Here is a 19399-nt window from a genome sequence, read left to right on the forward strand (position 1 = left end):
AAATATGTTAATTGAATTAATAACATTACTCATACTCATACTAATAGCAATTATTGGACTTAAACTCCTAATAGAAAATGGTGACACTATTTTAAAAATAATAACACACCTTGCTATGGGATGGATTACACTAGTTATTGTTAATATAATACCAGGTATTCACATACCAATTAACCTTATAACCATACTAATTTCAGGTTTTGGAGGAATTTTAGGAACTATACTTCTTGTATTATTATCAATTATATTCTAAATAATCTTTAATAAATCACTAGATGTATAATTAAATCCATACTCTTCAACTAATTTATCACCAGCATTACCTAATATGAATGCTGAAATATATGCAGATTCATAAAGAGTATTTCTTGTTGAAATACCTACACATAAACCTGCAAGTAAATCTCCAGTACCACCAACAGTCATACCTTGATTACCAGTACTATTTAATTTATAATCATCAGGTGATACTACAATATCAACAACACCCTTCAATAAAATAACAGTATTATATTCCTTTGATAATTTTTCTAAAAGTTTAATTTTATCATCTCTTTTATCAGGAAGATCACATCCGAAAAATTCCTTAAATTCACGTGTATGTGGTGTTACTAAAGTATTTGAATCGATTATATTCTGTTTATCAACTAATTTTAAAGCATCAGCATCAATTACTATTTTTTTATCAGTAGAAGTTACTATCTTATTAAATAATTCACCAGTTTGACTTGAAAGACCTGCGCCAGAACCAATTAATATTGAATCTACCCTATCTATTAATTCAGATATAATAGGATAACCATCCATATTTAATACATCCCCCTCAATACTTTTAACAATGTACTCTGGATTATATTGTTTTATTATTTTTGCAGAGGATTCAGGAGCTACAATAAATACTAAATCCACACCACGTGAAATAGCAGCTTCTGCTGCAAATATAACTGCTCCAATATAATCAGGATTTGATCCAATAATTAAAACAGAACCATTTTCACCCTTATGTGAAGATGTACTTGGAGTTTTTAATTTAAGTAAATCACCTACTCCTGTATATTCCTCTGATACTAAAGGAATTCCAATATCCAATACTTCAATATTTCCAACATATTTATTATCTGCAAGTTTTAATCCAGTTTTTGGTTTATGAAGTGTTAATGTTGTATGTGCAACAACTGATTTATCATAAACTACACCATCTTCTGGATTTAAACCTGATGGAACATCCACTGATATTACTATTGCTGGTGAATAATTAATATTATCAATAGCAGATGATATAGGTTCTCTTAATCTCCCATTAACACCTGTTCCCAATATTGCATCTATAATTATATCAGAATTATCTGGCTTTAATTGACTAGAATCTGTAATTTTGGATAATTTAAGATTTTTATCAGTTTTAGATATTAAGTTAATTGATTTCCAATTAGTTTTTGAATCCTTATTTTTAATATTCTCAGGTTTAGATAATAGAAATAAATGTATTTTATAACCCTGATTTAATAAATGTCGTGCAATAACAAATCCATCCCCACCATTTCCACCAGTACCACAATATATGGAAATTTTCTTTTTATCTGGAAAATTATTCATTATATATCCTGCTATACTTGAACCAGCATTTTCCATCAATACTATTGTTGGTATATGATTATATTCTGTATTTCTATCCACTGCTTTCATTTCAATAGGTGTTAATACCCCTTTCATATTATCAAAAACTCCCTTATTCTATGAGATTTATCTTATATTTTCCAAGATTTCCACCATAATTACCGGCAGATATTTTAATTACCCCAGGTATTGTTTTTATGGCTTTAATTGCTACTTGTGTAGCTTTAGATATGGATTCTTCGGTTAATCCATCAAATACTATTTCATAAACACCTTCTGCATCTTCTGGTAATTTAGAATCAGATATTCTATCCTTTAATGTTGGACAATACCCTTCATTTGTAGTTGCATTCATAAATTTATACTTTTTAGATCCAACCTTAGAACCAGATGCAACTATTCCTCCAGGAAATGGACATATAACTCCAGAAATTTCTTTTATTGCATTAACTGCTGCTTCTGCAGCTACTAACGCACTTTGTTGTGTTTTTGCCATGATAAATAAATTACCACCAGCCACTGCATTTGTTATTCCAAAATCTTCTTCTATTAGAAAATCTCCAGACATTATTGGAATTTTATACAATGTTTTTCCATATTTCTCTACTTTTTCCTGATATCCATCAGCAAAAAATGCTAATTTAAATCCAAGATTTGTATTATTATCACAATCAGGTAATAAATTAAATACAGAGGTTGTTGCAGTAGTTAATACACACTGTCCAATACGTTCTAATAGTTGTTGTTCAACCTGTTTTATCTTATTTTGACAAATTATAATGGAATAACCTGGCCTATTATCTGGTGTTTTATCAGGTGATATGTACTTATCAATTCCAGCCTCTGCTGGACATCCTATAAATGATGTTGCAAATCCTGTTGCTTCTGTTGCAGCAGTGAATGCTAAATTCTTTGTTGCAGCAGTAATTAACAAATGAGCTGCTTTTGTATTAAATGCTTCTGCATATGTATCTTCTATTATTGGTAATTTCATAATTAAATACTCCTAAATTTTTCTAAAAAAAAGATAAAAAATAAAATATTTTTTTTTGTTTTCTAATTAATATCTACTTCATCTAACACTCCCGTACCAAAATATGGAAGGGTTAATAAACCTAACACTGAAACCATCCAGAATGATATTAGTCTTTCAACAAGAGTTACTGCTGTACTAATAAATGGTGGTATTCCTGATAAAGAATATACTAGAATCATTACTCCATCAATAGCACCTAATCCCCCAGGTAATGTAGGAATCATACCCACAAGTGTAGATAATAAAAATACTGCTGCTACCATACCTATTGATACTTGAACTCCAAATGCCATAAATACAAGATACATTCTCATAATTTCTAAAAACCATGCAATGAAAGATATAAAAATTGCAGATACAAATATCTGCTTATTCTTCAATAGATATAAAAGACTTGTTTGAAATCCTTTAAGTGAATTTAATATCTTTATTTCATAAGGTTCAATATTACGTTTTATAACTTTATTTAACTGTCTAAATACCCAACGAATAACTCTAACACCAAAGGTTTCATTAATACAAATATATACTATGAATATGAGTAATGCAACAAATAATATAATTGCAAAAATCAATGTAGCAAGCATAACTATACTTAAATGTATTGTAAATATTAGGTAAATCATTGCAATAATAGCAAGTATAGTAAAAGGGAATATATCAAATAATTTATCACCCATTACTGTTGCAAATGTTGTTTTAAACGAAGAATTTGTATTTTTACTTAATAAATATGCTCTAACCGGTTCTCCACCTCCACGACCACTTGGTGTCAAGTTATTTACTGCTAAACCTACAAGTAACATTGCAAATAATGTTATTTTTTTATGAGCTATATTTAATCCACCTAAGATAACACTCCATCTTAGATTCCATAAAATCATTGTAATTACTTGTAAAATAATCGCTAGAAGTACATAATTCATATTTGCCTGTTTAAGAGCACTGATAATCTCCCCCGGACCTATGAATATAATCATTGCTGCCAGTACAACTAATCCAATTAACAGTAAACCAAATACTTTTTTATAATTCATGTTATCTCCTATAAATTTTTTAAATCTAATAACAAATCCTAAGACTTATTAATTCTATTTAAAAAAAATTAATATTATTATATAATATATGTCTTATTAATATAATAAAATTATAATTATTTAAGTAAATTCAAATATAATGTATAATTATATTCATAACAAAGAGATGTGATAAATGGAAGAAATAATCATAGTTGGTGGAGGAAGAGTTGGTATTCGCTTAATTGATCTTTTAAATAAACGTGAAGATTATCATATAACTCTTATTGATGATAATAAAAAAGCATTATCCTTAATTAAAGAAAAATATGAAACAGTGGATATTGTTCGGGGTAATGCTACAAATAAAACTGTGCTTGAAAATGCAGGTATTGAAAATGCTGATATCATTGTGGCTGCAACTAGTATTGATGAAGTAAATCTACTTATTGGTATTTTATCTCAAGGATATCATCTGAAAAAAATAATTGCTAGAACTGCCAATCCATCACATATAAAGATGTTTAAAAAATTAGGACTAAATGAAGTAGTAAGTCCTGAACTTACAACTTGTATGGATATTCAAAAGTTAATTATCAATTCTCTTTCTGTTAAAATGTTAACAACAGGTTCTGATGATATGGAACTAGTAGAAATCACAGTCAAGTCCAGCAAAGTTGTTGGTAAAGAAATAGGTCAAATTAGTCCATCAAAAGATTTCATCATAGTCTTATGTAACAAAAACAATGAAGATATTATAGCCCAAAATAATATTGTTTTATCAAAAGATGATAAGATAACAGTTCTTGTTAAATCAAATAAAATTAAAAAAGTTAAAAAATATTTCACAAAAAGTGGTCTTCTTAGCTCAATATAAAAAAATAATAAAAGGAATTTATTGTGTTTATAAACGTGAAGCTAACATGACAGCTAATGATATTTGTTCAGTTACAGCTGATATTGCATATGGCCCATGACCAGGGAATAATTGAACAACATCTAAATCTGCAAGATGTAAAATGGATTTTCTCATATCATCCATACTTCCTGTTGGAAGATCTGTTCTTCCAAAGTTACCTCCAGAAAAGAGTGTATCTCCACTTATTAAACTTTTTCCATTACATAAACAAATACCACCACGTGTATGACCTGGTGTGTGTAATACTTCATATCCATTAACCATGTCATGCTCATTTAATGGTTTAATATCTAAATCAGGAACTTTCATTCCAAATGATGATGCTACTGTTGCATTTTCATCCTTATTTTTAACAGTTTCCAAATCTAATGGATGCATATATATATCATAACCATATTTATCTTGTAAATATTTATCTGCACCCATATGATCAAAGTGACAGTGTGTATTTACAATTTTTGTAATATCATTCATTGATATTCCAGATTCTTCTATTGAATCTATTAAATATTTGTTATTTAGTCCTGTTCCAGGATCAATTAGCATATCCCCAATAACATATGTATTTGAATCTCTTTCTTTTCCTAAAATTATTGTAATATCATCTACTTTTTCCATATTATATCCCACCTATTTTAATTCATATTTCATACCATAACAACCATATGTTGTTCCTAATATTTTATGATAATGATTTTCAGCACGCATAAAACCAAGTTTACCATAAAAATTTAGTAATCCTGGTTTTTTAAATTCAACATCCAATAATATTGCATCACATTTTAATATATACGCATTTTTTATACATCTTTTAACTAATTTACTTCCAACACCTTTTTTTCTATGTTCTGGATTAGTATATAAGTTTCCAATATAGTATTCATTACTTTTAATATGTGATGCAAATAACATACCTACTATTGAATTTTGTATAATTAAAGGTAAACTAGTACATGAAGTATCATATAAAGCTTTATATGTATTTCTAATAGATAAATCAGAACCCTTAAATGATACAGCAATTCCTTCAATATCCCTTGGATTCTCATCATACAATATTGTGATAAAATTTCTATGATAAGGATTTATATAATCACTCATTATTAATCTCTCAATAGCAGTGATTGCACGTACTTTATCATTATAAAAGAGTAGATTAAATGTAAATTCATCAGTATTATATATCCATGTTGCAATCTCACCAACATCATCATAATCATTTAAATTTCTAAAATTAGTCATAATATCATTTTCTTTAAAGCTTATATTTTTATTATAGTATTTATTAATACTTCTCTTTTATTTGATATAAACTTTTTAATATTCTATTTTATAAATAATTAAGTATTATGGAAACTAAAACTATAGTTCTAAATGATATTGATTATATAACAAGAGATGAAAAACCAGTAATACGATTATTTGGTAGAGACTCTAAGACAAATGAAAATGTTATTGCATATGACACAACATTTAAACCATATTTATATATTTTACCAAATAATTTAGATGAATGTCTAGTTGAACTACGCCAATTAGGTATAGATGATTTAGAATTAGAAGATAAAATAGATATTGGAGTTAAACGTGAATATATTAAGGCAACATTAATTCATCCACAAGAAGTTCCAAAATTACGTGATATTATACGTGAACTACCTACTGTTAGAGAAATAAGAGAATATGATATACCATTTTATAGAAGATATTTAATTGATAAACAAATAACACCAACAAATGTTATAGAAATTCATGGAAAAACCCAAGATATGGATTTTGATGTTGATGATGATGTTATTATATTTAAATTAGAAGAAAACCCAATTGATACTAAAGAGATTGTAAATCAGAATAAAATATTAAGTTTTGATATAGAAGTTTATAATGCTGAAGGTATGCCCTCTGCTAAAAAAGATGCCATTATTATGATGAGTTTATGTGGTAATAATGGTTTTAAAAAGGTTTTATCTACAAAAAAATCAAGTAAAGATTTTGTTGAAACATTACCTACTGAAGAGGATATGTTAAAACGATTTGTTGAAATTATTAAAGAAGAAAATCCTGATATGCTTGTAGGATATAACTCTGATAACTTTGATTTACCATATATTAAAGAAAGAGCAGATACACTTAATATTAAATTACCTCTTGGAATTGATAAATCAAGTATTAAATTCATAAAAAGAGGATTTAATAATGCAGGCCTTATAAGAGGCCGTGTACATGTAGACTTATACCTTCTTGTAAGGCAATACATGAATTTAGATCGTTACACATTAGAACGTGTATATAAAGAATTATTTGATATTGAAAAGATAGATGTACCTGGAGATAAGATATTTGAATACTGGGATTCTGACAATGAATTATTAGAGAAATTATTTGATTATTCAATGGATGATGCTATTACAACAACAGAAATTGCAGATAAATTAACTCCCCTTACTGTTGCACAAACAAGATTAGTTGGTCAACCATTATTTGACATTGCACGTATGACTACCGGACAAATGGTTGAATGGTATCTTATATGGAAGGCATTTGAAAAAAACAACATAATACCAAATAAACCAACTACTAATGAATATACTCAAAGAAGAAGTTCTAAAAAGGTAGCAGGAGGCTATGTTAAAGAACCTGAAAAAGGATTATTTGAACATATTGCATATCTAGATTTTAAAAGCCTATATCCTTCAGTAATTATTGCTCAAAATATCTCTCCAGATACTATAACTACTGATGATACGCTAGATGAATCAGAATATCATTTATGTCCAGAATCAGATTATAAATTTTTAAAAGAACCAAAAGGTTTTATTCCTTCAATTATTGGTTATATTCTTGATGAAAGACAAAGAATTAAAAAATTAATGTATGAAGAAACTGTACCTGAACAGAAAAAGGCATATGACTTCGAACAACAAGGACTTAAACGTTTAGCAAATTCAATGTTCGGAGCTTATGGATATGCGCGATTTAGATGGTATAAAAAAGAATGTGCTGCTGCCATAACTGCTTGGGGAAGGGAATATATTCAAGATGCAATGAAAAAATCAGAAGAATATGGTTTTAAACCAATATATGCAGATACTGATGGATTTTATGCTACATATATTGGTAATTTAGATGATTGAAAAAAAATAGATAATTTATAAAATATTTATAAGTTAAAAAATACATAATAATTATTAAAAAAAATATAAAGAGTATATTTTATGAAGCTTAGTCCTTTACAAACTATTGTTTTTATAGTAATATTAGCAGGAATAGCATATGGTGCATACAGTGCAACAATAGATCAATTACCTGATGTTTCAGGTACTGTTGTTGGTAACACAACAGTTAATAACAGTACAAATCCAACAATAGGAACAGTTTACTTATATGATGATACAAATAATTCTTCAAATACATCAGTTATAATTAGAAAAAACACTAAAATATACAAGGAAGATAAAAATGGTAAACAAACCTCTGTAAATATGTCTAGCATAAAAAATGGTTGTAAAATTGATGTTTATACAGTAGGTGACCCTACAAATACCATTCCACCCCAAGTAATCTCTGAAAGAATTGTTATTAAGGCTAAAAAATAAACTCCACCCTTTTTTTTATTTTTATTGAAAATAATTCCATTAAATAGCTAGTTTCTAATAAAATTTCAGACTAAAAAAAAATAAATTGAAGTAGACTACTCTACCCCATATTGAAAAAAAATTATTCATAAGTATCATATGAATATGTCATCACTTAGATGTATGTATATATAAAAAAGCTTCTATTTAAAGGGATTATATAAAAATACCTGAATTTAAATAAAATTTATATGATTTAATATAAAAACACACAATTAATATAAATACTCTTGAATTAATTTAGAAATTTTTTAAAATAAGAAATTAAAAATGGTTTTTTGTTATTTAATAAATACTTTTTTTTTAAAATGATACTCCCCATTATTCTAAATATAATTGAATTGATTATGTTACTGTTGATTTTTCTTGAATATTTAATTGTAATAATCTTTATTTATTATAAAAAAAAGAAGTTTAAATAGTAAAAAATATTTTTATATAAAGTATTTTATAATATAAAAAAAAATATTACTAAAATAAACAGAGTGATCCAAATGAAAGACACAGTGGGAATGATACTATGTGGTGGTTTTGGAAAAAGATTAAGACCTGTAACTGAAACAGTACCTAAACCATTAGTAGAACTAAAAGAAGATTACACAATACTTGATAAACAAATATTTGACTTTAAAAGTGCAGGAGTTAATAAAGTAATATTATTGACTGGATTCCTTGGAGAAAAAATAGAAGAACGTTATGGTAATGAATATATGGGCGTTACAATTGAATATGTTAAAGAAGAAAAACCTCTTGGAACACTAAATGCCATACGTTTAGGAATGGAACACATGGATGATAACACACAATGTGTAATAAGAAACGGAGATGTTGTTGCAGATTTAAGTATTAAAAAAATGATAGAAGATGGTGAAAAATCACCATTTGATTTCACAATATTTGTAACACAAATGACATCACCTTATGGTATAGTTGAATTAAGTGGAGATAAAATAGTATTATTCAAGGAAAAACCATTACTTGATTACTATATAAATGGTGGAATATACTTTTCAAAAGGTAAGTTAGACTTCGGATCATATAAAACAGGAGATATTGAAAAAACAATATTCCCTGAATTAGCAAAAGATAAGAAACTTGGATATTATAAGGAAAATGGTTTATTTTGGATGGCAGTAGACACGTCAAAAGAATTACAGCAAGTACAAAATGAATATAAAAACAGAGAAGATAAGCCATGGGGATATGAGAAAGTACTTATATATACTGATAAATATCTTACAAAAGAATTATTTATTAAAGAAGGTTATCAGACAAGCTTCCACTATCATCCAAATAAAGATGAAACAATGTACATTGTAAGTGGAAAAGGTTACATAGAATTTGAAGACAAAAAAGAATATTTTGGAGCAAAGGATACTGTAAGAATAGAACCACAAACACCACATACTATTGTTGCTATAGAAAACACAGTATTACATGAAGTATCTACACCAGACTTAGATGATACAATTAGAATAAAAGATTTCTATGATTCACAAACACCTAGTGGTAAAAGATAGATTGAATCTATCTTAAAAATTCTTTTTTACTTTTTTTAAAATTATTTATGGAGACGTGGTTTTATTAGTAATATAACTATTATTGATTATGGCAGTGGAAATATAAGGAGCATATATAATGCTTTAAAACGTTTAAATGTTGAAGTAAAAGTATCTTCTGATATAAATGAAATTAAAACTTCTGATGCATTAATATTACCAGGAGTAGGTGCATTTGGTGCAGTTATGAAGAATCTTGTTAAGTATAAGGACGTTGTATATAATCATATAGATGATGATAAACCTTTACTAGGAATCTGTTTAGGATTACATATGCTTTTTTCTAGTAGTCAGGAGAGTCCTGATATTAAGGGGTTGGATATATTTAATGGTAGTGCAAAGAAATTTAACTTACCTCCAGAATATAAAATACCTCATATGGGATGGAATACTATAGAAGTAAATGATACTACTTCAAATAACACTACTCTTCTATCTGAAGCTGACAATAACTATATGTACTTTGTTCATTCATATTATATTGACCCTGAGGATAAAAATATAATAACTGCATATACTGATTATGGTGGAAAAATTCCAGTTGCTATTGGAAAGAATAATATTCATGCACTACAATTCCATCCAGAAAAAAGTGGAAAAGCAGGATTAAATATTCTACGTAAATTTATAAACACCATAGATTAACCACCTTTTCTTCTTATTTTTTATAATATTAGAAATTAATATAATAATAACAAAGTATGATATATAGATATAATCATACAAATTTTATGAAAATTAATAATTTTAGTGATGTATATGGATATTGAAGAATTTGTAAAGAAAAATATGAGACAACAAAAAGATGAAAATGAAATAATTGAAAAACTCACAACAATAATCGAATACTACAAGAATATTAACTCCAAACAAGCAAAATTATTAAGTAAAACTGTGTATGATGAAGTAAAAACAACAGAAAACTTAGATAAAACTGAATTAAAAAAATTATTAGATTATCCAAAAACAAATATCCATATGGGCGAATTTGGTGTAGGATCACGTGGACAAGGAGATTTCTATGTACACAATCAAATTGCCCAGATTATTAAAAATACTGACACTTCCTCCATAGTAAATCCTACAGCCCAAGATGATGGAGGAGTAGTAAAGGTAGAGGATACCTATTATATAACCACTGCAATAGATGGAATTCATTCAAGATTAAGTGATTATCCATTTCTTGCAGGATTTCATACAGCAAGAGCCACACTACGTGATGTATGTGTTATGGGCGCAAATCCTGTAGCATTAATAAGTGATATTCATCTTGCAGATGATGGAGATGTTGGAAAAATATTAGATTATACTGCAGGAATCTGTGCAGTATCAGAATTAACACAAGTCCCACTAGTTTCTGGAAGTACCCTCCGTATTGGAGGCGATATGGTTTTAGGTGATAGATTAGTTGGTGCTGTTGGTGCTGTTGGATCATCCAACACCTTACCCAAAGCACGTAGTAATGCAAAAGAAGGTGATTTGATTCTTATGACAGAAGGTTGTGGTGGTGGAACAATCACAACAACTTCAATATATAATAATTATCCTGAAGTCATAAAAGAAACACTTAATGTTCAGTTTATAAAAGCATCACAACTACTAAATAACTATCCATCAGAAGATAAAATTCATGCGATGACCGATATTACAAATGGTGGAATAATTGGTGATTCTAATGAAATTAATAAAACAACAGGACTTGGAATACATTTATATAGTGAAAATATTAAAAATCTTATAAATTCAAAGGTTTATAATATGTTAGATGATTTAGATATAGATGTTCTTGGGGTTTCAGTTGATTCATTAATGATAATTGTTTCAGAAGAAGAATCAGATACTATTATTCGTTTATTAAATGAAAATAAGATTAAAACAGATGTTATTGGAAAAATAACAAATACTGGTAAAACCTATCTTGAGGATGAATCTGGTAATATTAAACAATTAGTTCCAAAATTTAGAGAAGCTGCATATACCCCTATAAAGAAAGTTATTGATTCAATAAATGAAGTGGACTTTGAAGAAAATAAAAAAACAATCAATCATGCTACAGTAGAATCTATTAAGAAAAAAGATGAGATTGTATCATGGATAAAAAGTAGATATGAATGAAAAAGGACAATTTCTATTATATGATGGAGTACTTGCAATAATTATTCTATTTATTATTATGATAGTCTGTTTTAATATTTTAGAAAAAGAAAGTACTGTATATGAATTAGATAATACTTATAAAACACCATATGAGGTATTAAATCTATTAGATACTATGCCCTATAATGATGAAAGTATTCTATATTCTCTAACTATGATAGATGATATTAATACTGAGTTAGAAAGTAATCTCTTAAATATAACAGAACATATTATATCAGACAATACCAGATATGAATATATTCTAAGGGATATTACAACAGACAAACTGTTACTTAAAACATCAGATAATAAAAAAATAATATATAGTGGTAGAAAAATTGTGAATGGACATGTTTTTGAATTAGATTTTTTAATCTAATTTCTTTATTTTATAACACTTCACTAATCTTGATATGAAGGATATTATGCCCATTATACTAGTTATAATTATGATTATATTTACAATATAGTTACAGTTAATTATATTAGAAAATAGGACCATACCTGGTATTGCCATACATATTACTCCAAAATATTTTCCTATTTTATCAAATATTAATGATTTATCTTTGTTATTTGCAAGTATTGATGATGTTAATATAAATTCACTAAAGACTATTATTGTTAATATTAAAAACCATGATGGTATTTTATTTACATAAACAAGCACTATGTATGATAATAATACAAATGTAATATCTGCAATAACATCTAATTTTGATCCAAAAGATGATGTGAGATTGTTTTTTCTAGCTATTTTTCCATCAAATATGTCTGTTAATGATATTATTATAAATAGAATTAATAGTATTATGCTGATTTTATTATTGTTTATATACAAATCACAAAGTCCTATACTAAATAATATAGATAATATTATTCTTAGAAAAGATAATTTATTTGCATTGTTAAATAGATCATACATGTTTTTATATTAAATTTTTATAAAAATAGTTTTTTTTAAAAATGGGGTCACAGGGATTTGAACCCCGATCCTAGGATTTCTCTTGTCTCAGCACTCCAATCGATCATCATCGGTATGCCTCAGCATGCGCGCGTTCTTCAAAGACAACTGGAGTCCCAGATGATGCCAGGTTACACTATAACCCCATATGTGCTATTTAAGTGTTAAGACTCAAACGAGTTTTTAGGATTATTTATAATTATATAAAAAGTATTATATATAGTTTTAGGTTATAAATCATTAAAAAAAATTGAAAAAAGAGTTCTATTTTATATATTAACTTCTTCATATACCAAATCTATAGCTTTGGACATACCTTCTTTTACACTATCACATAATCCATATTCTACAAATGGTGATGATACTTTTTCAGGTTGACATGCAATAACAACTATTTCAACATCATCTAATTCATCTAATGGATCTACAACAGATATTGAATGGGGATCCTGATATTTTCCTACAGGCATTTCATCTTTTGATAAGATTTTAATATCTCCTGGTTTTCCACCAAAGTTTGCAATATCAAGTATGATTATTTTCTTCCACATTGGATTTGGTAATGAAAAAAGATAGTGGGGTGCACTTGTACCTGCATCAATTGTCATTACATTATCAGGTAATGGTCTTTCTTTGAGATGTTTCTCAATTTCATCTATTGTAGCTGGTCCAAATCCATCATCTTTAAATAGAACATTTCCACATCCTACTACTAGTACTTCTGCATCGTATGTCAAAATAAAATCTCCATAATTTATTATCTTTATTATTTTTTCTATATTTATAGTGTTATTTATATTAATAATAGTATATGATTATTTTTAAAAATTATTTAGGAATATAACATGTAATTTTCATTCTTTCCATTTCTTTACTTAATGGCTCTTGCAAATCACTTCTATACCATGCAAGTTCAAGTTTATTTGTAAGTGGATTTTTATATAATGCATAACCTTCTCTTTTATCAGCTAATAATAAAATCCATATATCTGGACCAACACTTGTTTTATATATTTTACAGTAAAATACATGTTTTTCATCATCATCAGAAAAACAAATATAGGCATTATTAATAGAAAGTGTTTCTTTAGGATGTAACAATCCTTGCACCTTTTCTTTATATGGGCTAAGTAATAATTCTAGTCTATCTAATGAAATATTAACATATTCATCATCATTTAAAAATAAATCTACTTTAATTTCATTACTAATAATCATGACTATACCTCCACAACATTAGTGTTAATATATGTGTTAAAATAATTATTATGTTTATTTATAAATTTCAAAAAAAAGATATTGAAAAAGAAGGGGTTGAATGGATGAGATTATTTAGTAAAAATTTTATCAAGAAGTCCTTTTTTAACATGAGATATTTCTTCTCCACTAACATCAGCAAACTCTTTAAGTACTTCTTTCTGTTTAGCAGATAATTTTTTAGGAACAACAACCTGCACTTTAACATACAAGTTTCCTTTTCCTGACCAGTTAAGACTCTTAATACCTTCTCCTCTTAATTTAAATGTACTTCCACTTTGTGTACCTGCTGGAATATTAAGAGAAGCTTCACCATCAATTGTTGGAACATCAACAGAATCTCCTAAACATGCTTGCACATAACTTATTGGTAGATCATAGAATAAATCTTGGCCTTCTCTTCTAAATAGATCGTGTTTTAAAACTTTTATAGTTACATACAAATCTCCAGAAGGAGCACCCCTAATTCCATCATCACCTTCACCAGAAACACGTAGTTTTGTTCCAGTTTCCACACCAGCTGGTATGTTTATTGAAATTTTATTGGTGGTTGTTTTTAATCCAGAACCATGACATTCTGTACATGGTTTTTCAACGTGTTGCCCTTCACCATTACACTGAGGACATTTAGAAACTGTTGCAAACTGTCCAAGTGGAGTGTTTTGTACTTGTTTTACTTGTCCAGCACCATTACATTGAGGACATGTTTTTACAGAAGACCCTGGTTCTGCACGAGTTCCATTACATTTTGGACATTTTTTCTTATGTCTAACATCTAAATCCTTAGATACACCACTAGCTACTTCTTCAAGTGTTAATTCTACTATTTGTGAAATATCCTGCCCTCTTCCAGAAGGACCAGATGATTCTCCACCAAATCCAAATAGGTCAAAAATACTTCCAAATCCACCTTGGGATCCACCACCAAATCCAAAACCATTGAAAATATCTTCAAAGTTTATGTTGTTAAAGATATCTTCTTGACTGAATCCGTCCATACCTGCATGACCAAATTGATCATATCTTTTTCTTTTTTCATCATCAGATAGTACACCATATGCTTCACTTAATTCTTTGAATTTTTCCTCAGCACCCTCCTCATGATTTACATCTGGGTGATATTTCATAGCCAATTTTCGATAAGCTTTTTTAATTGTTTTCTTATCAGCGTTTTTATCTACACCTAATACTTCATAATAATCTCTCTTATCTGCCATAGTATTGCCCCTTTCTATTAAAATAATAAATAAAAAAAAATAGTATAGGAAAAATCTTCCTATACTATACCCTTCTTTTTTACATCTTTAAGATTTAAAAAGAAATTATCCTTTCTTATAGCTAATTAATTTTAAGATAAATTTATTTATAAACGGTTATTAAATATTTTCTTTTAACTTAATTGATATATAAAAAGAAATTGTTAAAGAAATCTTCAACAATAATCCTTCAATCTATGTGTTAATTTATTTATTTTTTTTCAAAGTCTGCATCGATTGTGTCATCATTATCAGATTGTGTTGAATCTGATTGATCTGCTTGTTGTTGAGCTTGTTGTTGAGCTTGTGCAGCTTGTTGATATATTTCTGCACCAATTTCTTGTATTGTTTTATCTAATGCATCAGATTTTTCTTTAATTAAGTCAATGTCATCTTTTTCTATTGCATCTTTAAGTTCTTGTTGTTGATCTTTTATGAGTGTTTGTTTATCTTCACCTAATTGATCTTTGAGTTCTTCTAAAGTTTTATCAGCAGTGTATACTAATGAATCTGCAGTATTTCTAATTTCAATTTCTTCTTGACGTTTTTTATCTTCTTCTGCATGAGCTTCTGCTTCTTTTACTTTTTGTTCAATTTCTTCATCTGATAATTTGTTAGATGATGTGATTGTTATTTGTTGTTCTTTACCTGTACCTTTATCTTTTGCTGATACATTGATTATACCATTTGCATCTATATCAAATGTTACTTCAATTTGTGGTGTTCCTCTAGGTGCTGATGGAATACCTACTAATTGGAATCTTCCAAGAGTAGTGTTATCATTAGCCATTGGTCTTTCACCTTGTACTACGTGAATATCTACACTTGTTTGACCATCAGCTGCTGTTGTAAATATTTGACTTTTCTTAGTTGGAATTGTTGTGTTACGTTCAATAAGTTTTGTAGCTACTCCACCCATTGTTTCAATTCCTAAAGATAAAGGTGTTACATCAAGTAATACTAAGTCATCAATTTCTCCAGCTAATACTCCACCTTGAATAGATGCTCCTGATGCTACACATTCCATTGGGTCAATTCCTCTTTCTACTTTTTGACCTACAAAGTCTTCTACATATTGTTGGATGGAAGGCATTCTTGTTGGTCCACCTACGAGAATTATTCTGTCAATTTCATTATTTTCTAATTTTGCATCATCAATTGCCTGTTTAATTGGAGCTCCACATTTTTGAATAATTGGATCAACAATTTCTTCAAGTTTTGCTCTAGATAAACTCATATTTAAATGTAAAGGTCCTGCTTGTGTTGCTGTAATAAATGGTAAGTTTATATCTGTTGTTAATGTTGTGGACAATTCAATTTTTGCTTTTTCTGCTGCTTCTCTTAAACGTTGAGCTGCTTGATCATCATTTAATAAATCTACACCATTTTCTTTTTTGAATTCTTCTGCTATGTATTTCATTAATGCAGTGTCCATATCAGTTCCACCAAGATTAGTGTCTCCACTTGTGGATTTTACTTCGAAGATTCCTTCTCCAAATTCCATAATTGTTACATCAAGTGTACCTCCACCAAGGTCGAATACTAATATATTTACATCTTCTTCATCTGTTTTATCTAACCCATATGCTAAACTTGCTGCTGTTGGTTCATTTACAAGTCTTAATACTTCTAAACCTGCAATTTTTCCTGCATCTTTTGTTGCTGTTCTTTGGTTATCATCAAAGTATGCTGGTACTGTAATTACAGCCTTTTTAACAGGTTCTCCTAAAAATGCTTCTGCATCTTTTTTAATTTTTTGAAGAATTAATGCTGAAATTTCTTGAGGAGTGTAATCTTTTCCTTTTATATTTACTGTATAGTTTGAACCCATATGTCTTTTAATTGCACTAATTGTGTTTTCTGGGTTTGTTACTGCTTGTCTTCTTGCAGGTTCTCCTACTAAAACTTCCCCATCATCTGAGAATGCTACATAACTTGGGAATGATTTACCATATTGAGTTGCTCCTTCTGCACTTGGTATGATAGTTGGTTTTCCACCAATTAATGCAGCTGCTGCTGAGTTACTAGTTCCTAAGTCGATTCCTATTACTTTTTCTTCTGCCATGTGTATCACCTTTATTTTTTTTAATAGTTATTTTATTATTGTAATTTAAATGAATAAATAATTTTTATTTTTTACATACTTTAACTTTTGAGTATCGTATGACTTTTGAATTTAATGTATATCCTTTTTGTAGGTCTTGGATGATTTCATTATTCTCATAATCATCATTATCTTCAGTCATTAGAGCCTCATGTTTATATGGATCAAATTTCTGATTCTTTGTTTCTATTGGCTCTACTCCTTCATCTTCCAAGATTTTTGTGAGTTTTTTATAGATAAGCTCTACACCTTCTCTTAAGTTTTTATCTTCTTTAACTTCAAGAGCTCTTTCTAAATCCTCATATGCCTCCAGTACTTTAAGTATTAAGCCTTCATTGGCAAATTTGACAAATTCTTGTTTTTCTTTAATAGAACGTTTTTTGAAGTTTTCAAAGTCTGCATGTATTCTTTGTAGTTTATCTTTATATTGTTGTATTTCTTGTTCTTTTTCTTCAAGAAGTTCTTCTACTGATTTTTCTTGTTCTTCTTCCTTGTTGTTTTGTTCTATTTCTTCTGCTTCACTTTTTGTTTTTTCTTCTTCTGTCATGTATTCACCCTTATTTAGTGTTAATACTTTTATTATTTTTAAGGGCTTATTTATTATAGTAACCCCAAGTTATAAAATATTTTCTTTTGCTAATTATAATTTAGTAACAAAATGTTATATATACTTTTTGTATTTTAATAACTTTTAGTTACAAAAGTATTTTTCGATATTATTAAATAAATATGAAGTACTATATAAATGTTTGGATATTTTAGTAACCTTAGGTAATATTTATATATTTACATGAATATAATAATAAGTAGGTAAAAAATAAGAAGATGATAATATGGATTTAGAAGCAGTACTTGATGTAATTGGCTGCAAAACACGACGAGATATATTAGCATTACTTACAGAAGAACCACGTTTTGTAAGTCAAATATCACAACAACTAAATATAGGCCAAAAAGCAATCATAGGTCACTTGAAAGCTATGGAAGATCTTGGACTTATAAACCCATCATACAAAAAAATAGAAAGGGGACGACCAAGAAAATATTATGAAATATCCCAAGATATAGAAATAAAAATATTCATAAAACCAGACACTATCAATATGCACATGATGGGTGAGGAATTTACAGAATTATATAATATAGAAGAAAGATTATATATGGGAGATCATGAAGCAATAGAAGACCTAAGAACCATAATAGGAAAATATAAAAATGCTCTAAGATATGCTGAAGAATTATTAAGTCAAGTTGAAAACCCTGAAAAACACAAAACAAAAACTATAATCACTGATATCACACAGACAAAAGCAATACCTGAAGTTAAAATAGACCAACTAAAAAATTTATATAACAAATAAAATATATTTTAATATTATAAAGTATTATATTGATAAATGCTAAATAAAAAATAACTCTATAGGTGAAATAATGGATAAAAAAATAATATTATCTATTGTAATAGTAGCCCTTATAGGAATAGTAGCAGCTACCTATCAAATTAATATAAATGATAATTTATTAAATCCATTAGCTAGTATAGAACAAGAAGATTCACCAGTGACAGATGCACTTGCAGCACCCGCATCAACTGGAGATTCATCAAATAGCCTAGATAATGGACCTCAAAATGCACAACAACAAACAGGACAACAAGCTACTGACGCTTCTCAACAAGCAGGACAAAACAGTCAAAACAATAAAGATAACCAAGAAGGAACACAAAACAGTGCAACTAGTGGAAGTGCACTTATAAGTTCTGACTCACCCATACTTGTTACTGAAAGCTCAAATAGCCAAGCAAATGGACAAAACCAAAATAATGGTGGACAAAGCAACCCAAATTCAAATAACAATCCAAGTAACAATCCTAATAATAACCCAAATCCAACACCAA

The 19399-nt window shown here is 28.2% G+C and carries 21 protein-coding genes and 1 tRNA gene; 10 read left to right on the forward strand and 12 right to left on the reverse strand.

Going from position 1 to position 19399, the window contains the following annotated elements; genetic code table 11:
* The first annotated feature begins 4 nt into the window (after positions 1-4).
* Positions 5-253, forward strand: a complete 249-nt coding sequence (locus BZ132_RS07245) for a pro-sigmaK processing inhibitor BofA family protein (protein WP_011407068.1) — start codon at positions 5-7, stop codon at positions 251-253.
* Here BZ132_RS07245 and BZ132_RS07250 read toward each other — a convergent pair.
* The 3 genes from BZ132_RS07250 to BZ132_RS07260 all read right to left on the reverse strand — a co-directional run bounded on the left by BZ132_RS07250 (position 250) and on the right by BZ132_RS07260 (position 3690).
* Complete coding sequence (locus BZ132_RS07250; protein ID WP_112149764.1) at positions 250-1713, reverse strand: NAD(P)H-hydrate dehydratase; 1464 nt, start codon at positions 1711-1713, stop codon at positions 250-252. The two genes, BZ132_RS07245 and BZ132_RS07250, sit on opposite strands and share 4 nt — an antisense overlap.
* A 16-nt stretch (positions 1714-1729) precedes the next feature.
* Positions 1730-2611, reverse strand: a complete 882-nt coding sequence (gene fhcD / locus BZ132_RS07255; protein ID WP_011407070.1) for a formylmethanofuran--tetrahydromethanopterin N-formyltransferase — start codon at positions 2609-2611, stop codon at positions 1730-1732.
* Between the two features lie 62 nt (positions 2612-2673).
* Positions 2674-3690, reverse strand: coding sequence for a UPF0104 family protein (locus BZ132_RS07260; RefSeq protein ID WP_286940704.1), 1017 nt, complete (start codon positions 3688-3690; stop codon positions 2674-2676).
* Positions 3691-3865: 175 nt separating this feature from the next.
* Here BZ132_RS07260 and BZ132_RS07265 point away from each other — a divergent pair, with 175 nt between their 5' ends.
* Positions 3866-4546 (forward strand): TrkA family potassium uptake protein, encoded by a 681-nt coding sequence (locus BZ132_RS07265; protein WP_011407072.1) that lies wholly within the window; start codon positions 3866-3868, stop codon positions 4544-4546.
* 27 nt (positions 4547-4573) lie between these two features.
* On the opposite strand, the gene BZ132_RS07270 is transcribed toward BZ132_RS07265, so the two are convergent.
* Both BZ132_RS07270 and BZ132_RS07275 read right to left on the reverse strand, forming a co-directional pair.
* Entirely contained in the window at positions 4574-5206 is a 633-nt protein-coding gene (locus BZ132_RS07270) for an MBL fold metallo-hydrolase (RefSeq protein WP_011407073.1), read from the reverse strand.
* A 12-nt stretch (positions 5207-5218) separates the two neighbouring features.
* Positions 5219-5830 (reverse strand): GNAT family N-acetyltransferase, encoded by a 612-nt coding sequence (locus BZ132_RS07275; RefSeq protein WP_011407074.1) that lies wholly within the window; start codon positions 5828-5830, stop codon positions 5219-5221.
* Positions 5831-5937: 107 nt separating this feature from the next.
* Between BZ132_RS07275 and BZ132_RS07280 the strand changes: the two genes are divergently transcribed.
* The 6 genes from BZ132_RS07280 to BZ132_RS07305 all read left to right on the forward strand — a co-directional run bounded on the left by BZ132_RS07280 (position 5938) and on the right by BZ132_RS07305 (position 12300).
* A complete protein-coding gene (locus tag BZ132_RS07280; protein ID WP_011407075.1) occupies positions 5938-7722 on the forward strand; it encodes a DNA-directed DNA polymerase in 1785 nt (594 codons plus the stop codon).
* Between the two features lie 81 nt (positions 7723-7803).
* Complete coding sequence (locus tag BZ132_RS07285) at positions 7804-8184, forward strand: hypothetical protein (RefSeq protein ID WP_011407076.1); 381 nt, start codon at positions 7804-7806, stop codon at positions 8182-8184.
* A 533-nt stretch (positions 8185-8717) separates the two neighbouring features.
* Positions 8718-9743 carry a sugar phosphate nucleotidyltransferase gene (locus tag BZ132_RS07290; RefSeq protein ID WP_011407077.1) on the forward strand — a complete coding sequence of 342 codons (1026 nt, stop codon included), beginning with the start codon at positions 8718-8720 and terminating at the stop codon, positions 9741-9743.
* 81 nt (positions 9744-9824) lie between these two features.
* On the forward strand, positions 9825-10427 hold the full coding sequence (gene hisH, locus BZ132_RS07295) for an imidazole glycerol phosphate synthase subunit HisH (RefSeq protein WP_369815011.1): 603 nt from the start codon (positions 9825-9827) through the stop codon (positions 10425-10427).
* 114 nt (positions 10428-10541) lie between these two features.
* On the forward strand, positions 10542-11897 hold the full coding sequence (locus BZ132_RS07300) for an AIR synthase-related protein (protein WP_011407079.1): 1356 nt from the start codon (positions 10542-10544) through the stop codon (positions 11895-11897).
* Complete coding sequence (locus BZ132_RS07305) at positions 11890-12300, forward strand: hypothetical protein (RefSeq protein WP_011407080.1); 411 nt, start codon at positions 11890-11892, stop codon at positions 12298-12300. Before BZ132_RS07300 ends, BZ132_RS07305 begins: the two co-directional genes overlap by 8 nt.
* Here the strand turns inward: BZ132_RS07305 and BZ132_RS07310 are convergent.
* The 7 genes from BZ132_RS07310 to grpE form a co-directional block, all read right to left on the reverse strand.
* Positions 12292-12846 (reverse strand): CDP-alcohol phosphatidyltransferase family protein, encoded by a 555-nt coding sequence (locus BZ132_RS07310; RefSeq protein WP_011407081.1) that lies wholly within the window; start codon positions 12844-12846, stop codon positions 12292-12294. The two genes, BZ132_RS07305 and BZ132_RS07310, sit on opposite strands and share 9 nt — an antisense overlap.
* A 42-nt stretch (positions 12847-12888) precedes the next feature.
* A tRNA-Trp gene (locus BZ132_RS07315) sits at positions 12889-13031 on the reverse strand.
* Between the two features lie 123 nt (positions 13032-13154).
* Positions 13155-13622, reverse strand: coding sequence for a coenzyme F420-reducing hydrogenase, FrhD protein (gene frhD / locus BZ132_RS07320; protein ID WP_011407082.1), 468 nt, complete (start codon positions 13620-13622; stop codon positions 13155-13157).
* A 91-nt stretch (positions 13623-13713) separates the two neighbouring features.
* Positions 13714-14103: a hypothetical protein gene (locus BZ132_RS07325; RefSeq protein WP_011407083.1), complete on the reverse strand. Its 390-nt coding sequence runs from the start codon at positions 14101-14103 to the stop codon at positions 13714-13716.
* A 110-nt stretch (positions 14104-14213) separates the two neighbouring features.
* On the reverse strand, positions 14214-15359 hold the full coding sequence (dnaJ, locus tag BZ132_RS07330; RefSeq protein ID WP_011407084.1) for a molecular chaperone DnaJ: 1146 nt from the start codon (positions 15357-15359) through the stop codon (positions 14214-14216).
* Positions 15360-15609: 250 nt separating this feature from the next.
* Positions 15610-17472, reverse strand: coding sequence for a molecular chaperone DnaK (gene dnaK, locus BZ132_RS07335; protein ID WP_369815009.1), 1863 nt, complete (start codon positions 17470-17472; stop codon positions 15610-15612).
* 55 nt (positions 17473-17527) lie between these two features.
* Positions 17528-18049 (reverse strand): nucleotide exchange factor GrpE, encoded by a 522-nt coding sequence (gene grpE / locus BZ132_RS07340; protein WP_011407086.1) that lies wholly within the window; start codon positions 18047-18049, stop codon positions 17528-17530.
* A 286-nt stretch (positions 18050-18335) separates the two neighbouring features.
* On the opposite strand from grpE, the gene BZ132_RS07345 reads away from it, so the two are divergent.
* Positions 18336-18863, forward strand: coding sequence for an ArsR family transcriptional regulator (locus BZ132_RS07345; RefSeq protein WP_011407087.1), 528 nt, complete (start codon positions 18336-18338; stop codon positions 18861-18863).
* 70 nt (positions 18864-18933) lie between these two features.
* Positions 18934-19399: hypothetical protein (locus BZ132_RS07350; RefSeq protein ID WP_286940705.1), on the forward strand; the 466-nt coding region annotated here is incomplete at its 3' end.

Origin of the sequence: Methanosphaera sp. DEW79, assembly GCF_003266085.1 — an archaeon.
Taxonomy (GTDB): Archaea; Methanobacteriota; Methanobacteria; order Methanobacteriales; family Methanobacteriaceae; genus Methanosphaera; species Methanosphaera stadtmanae.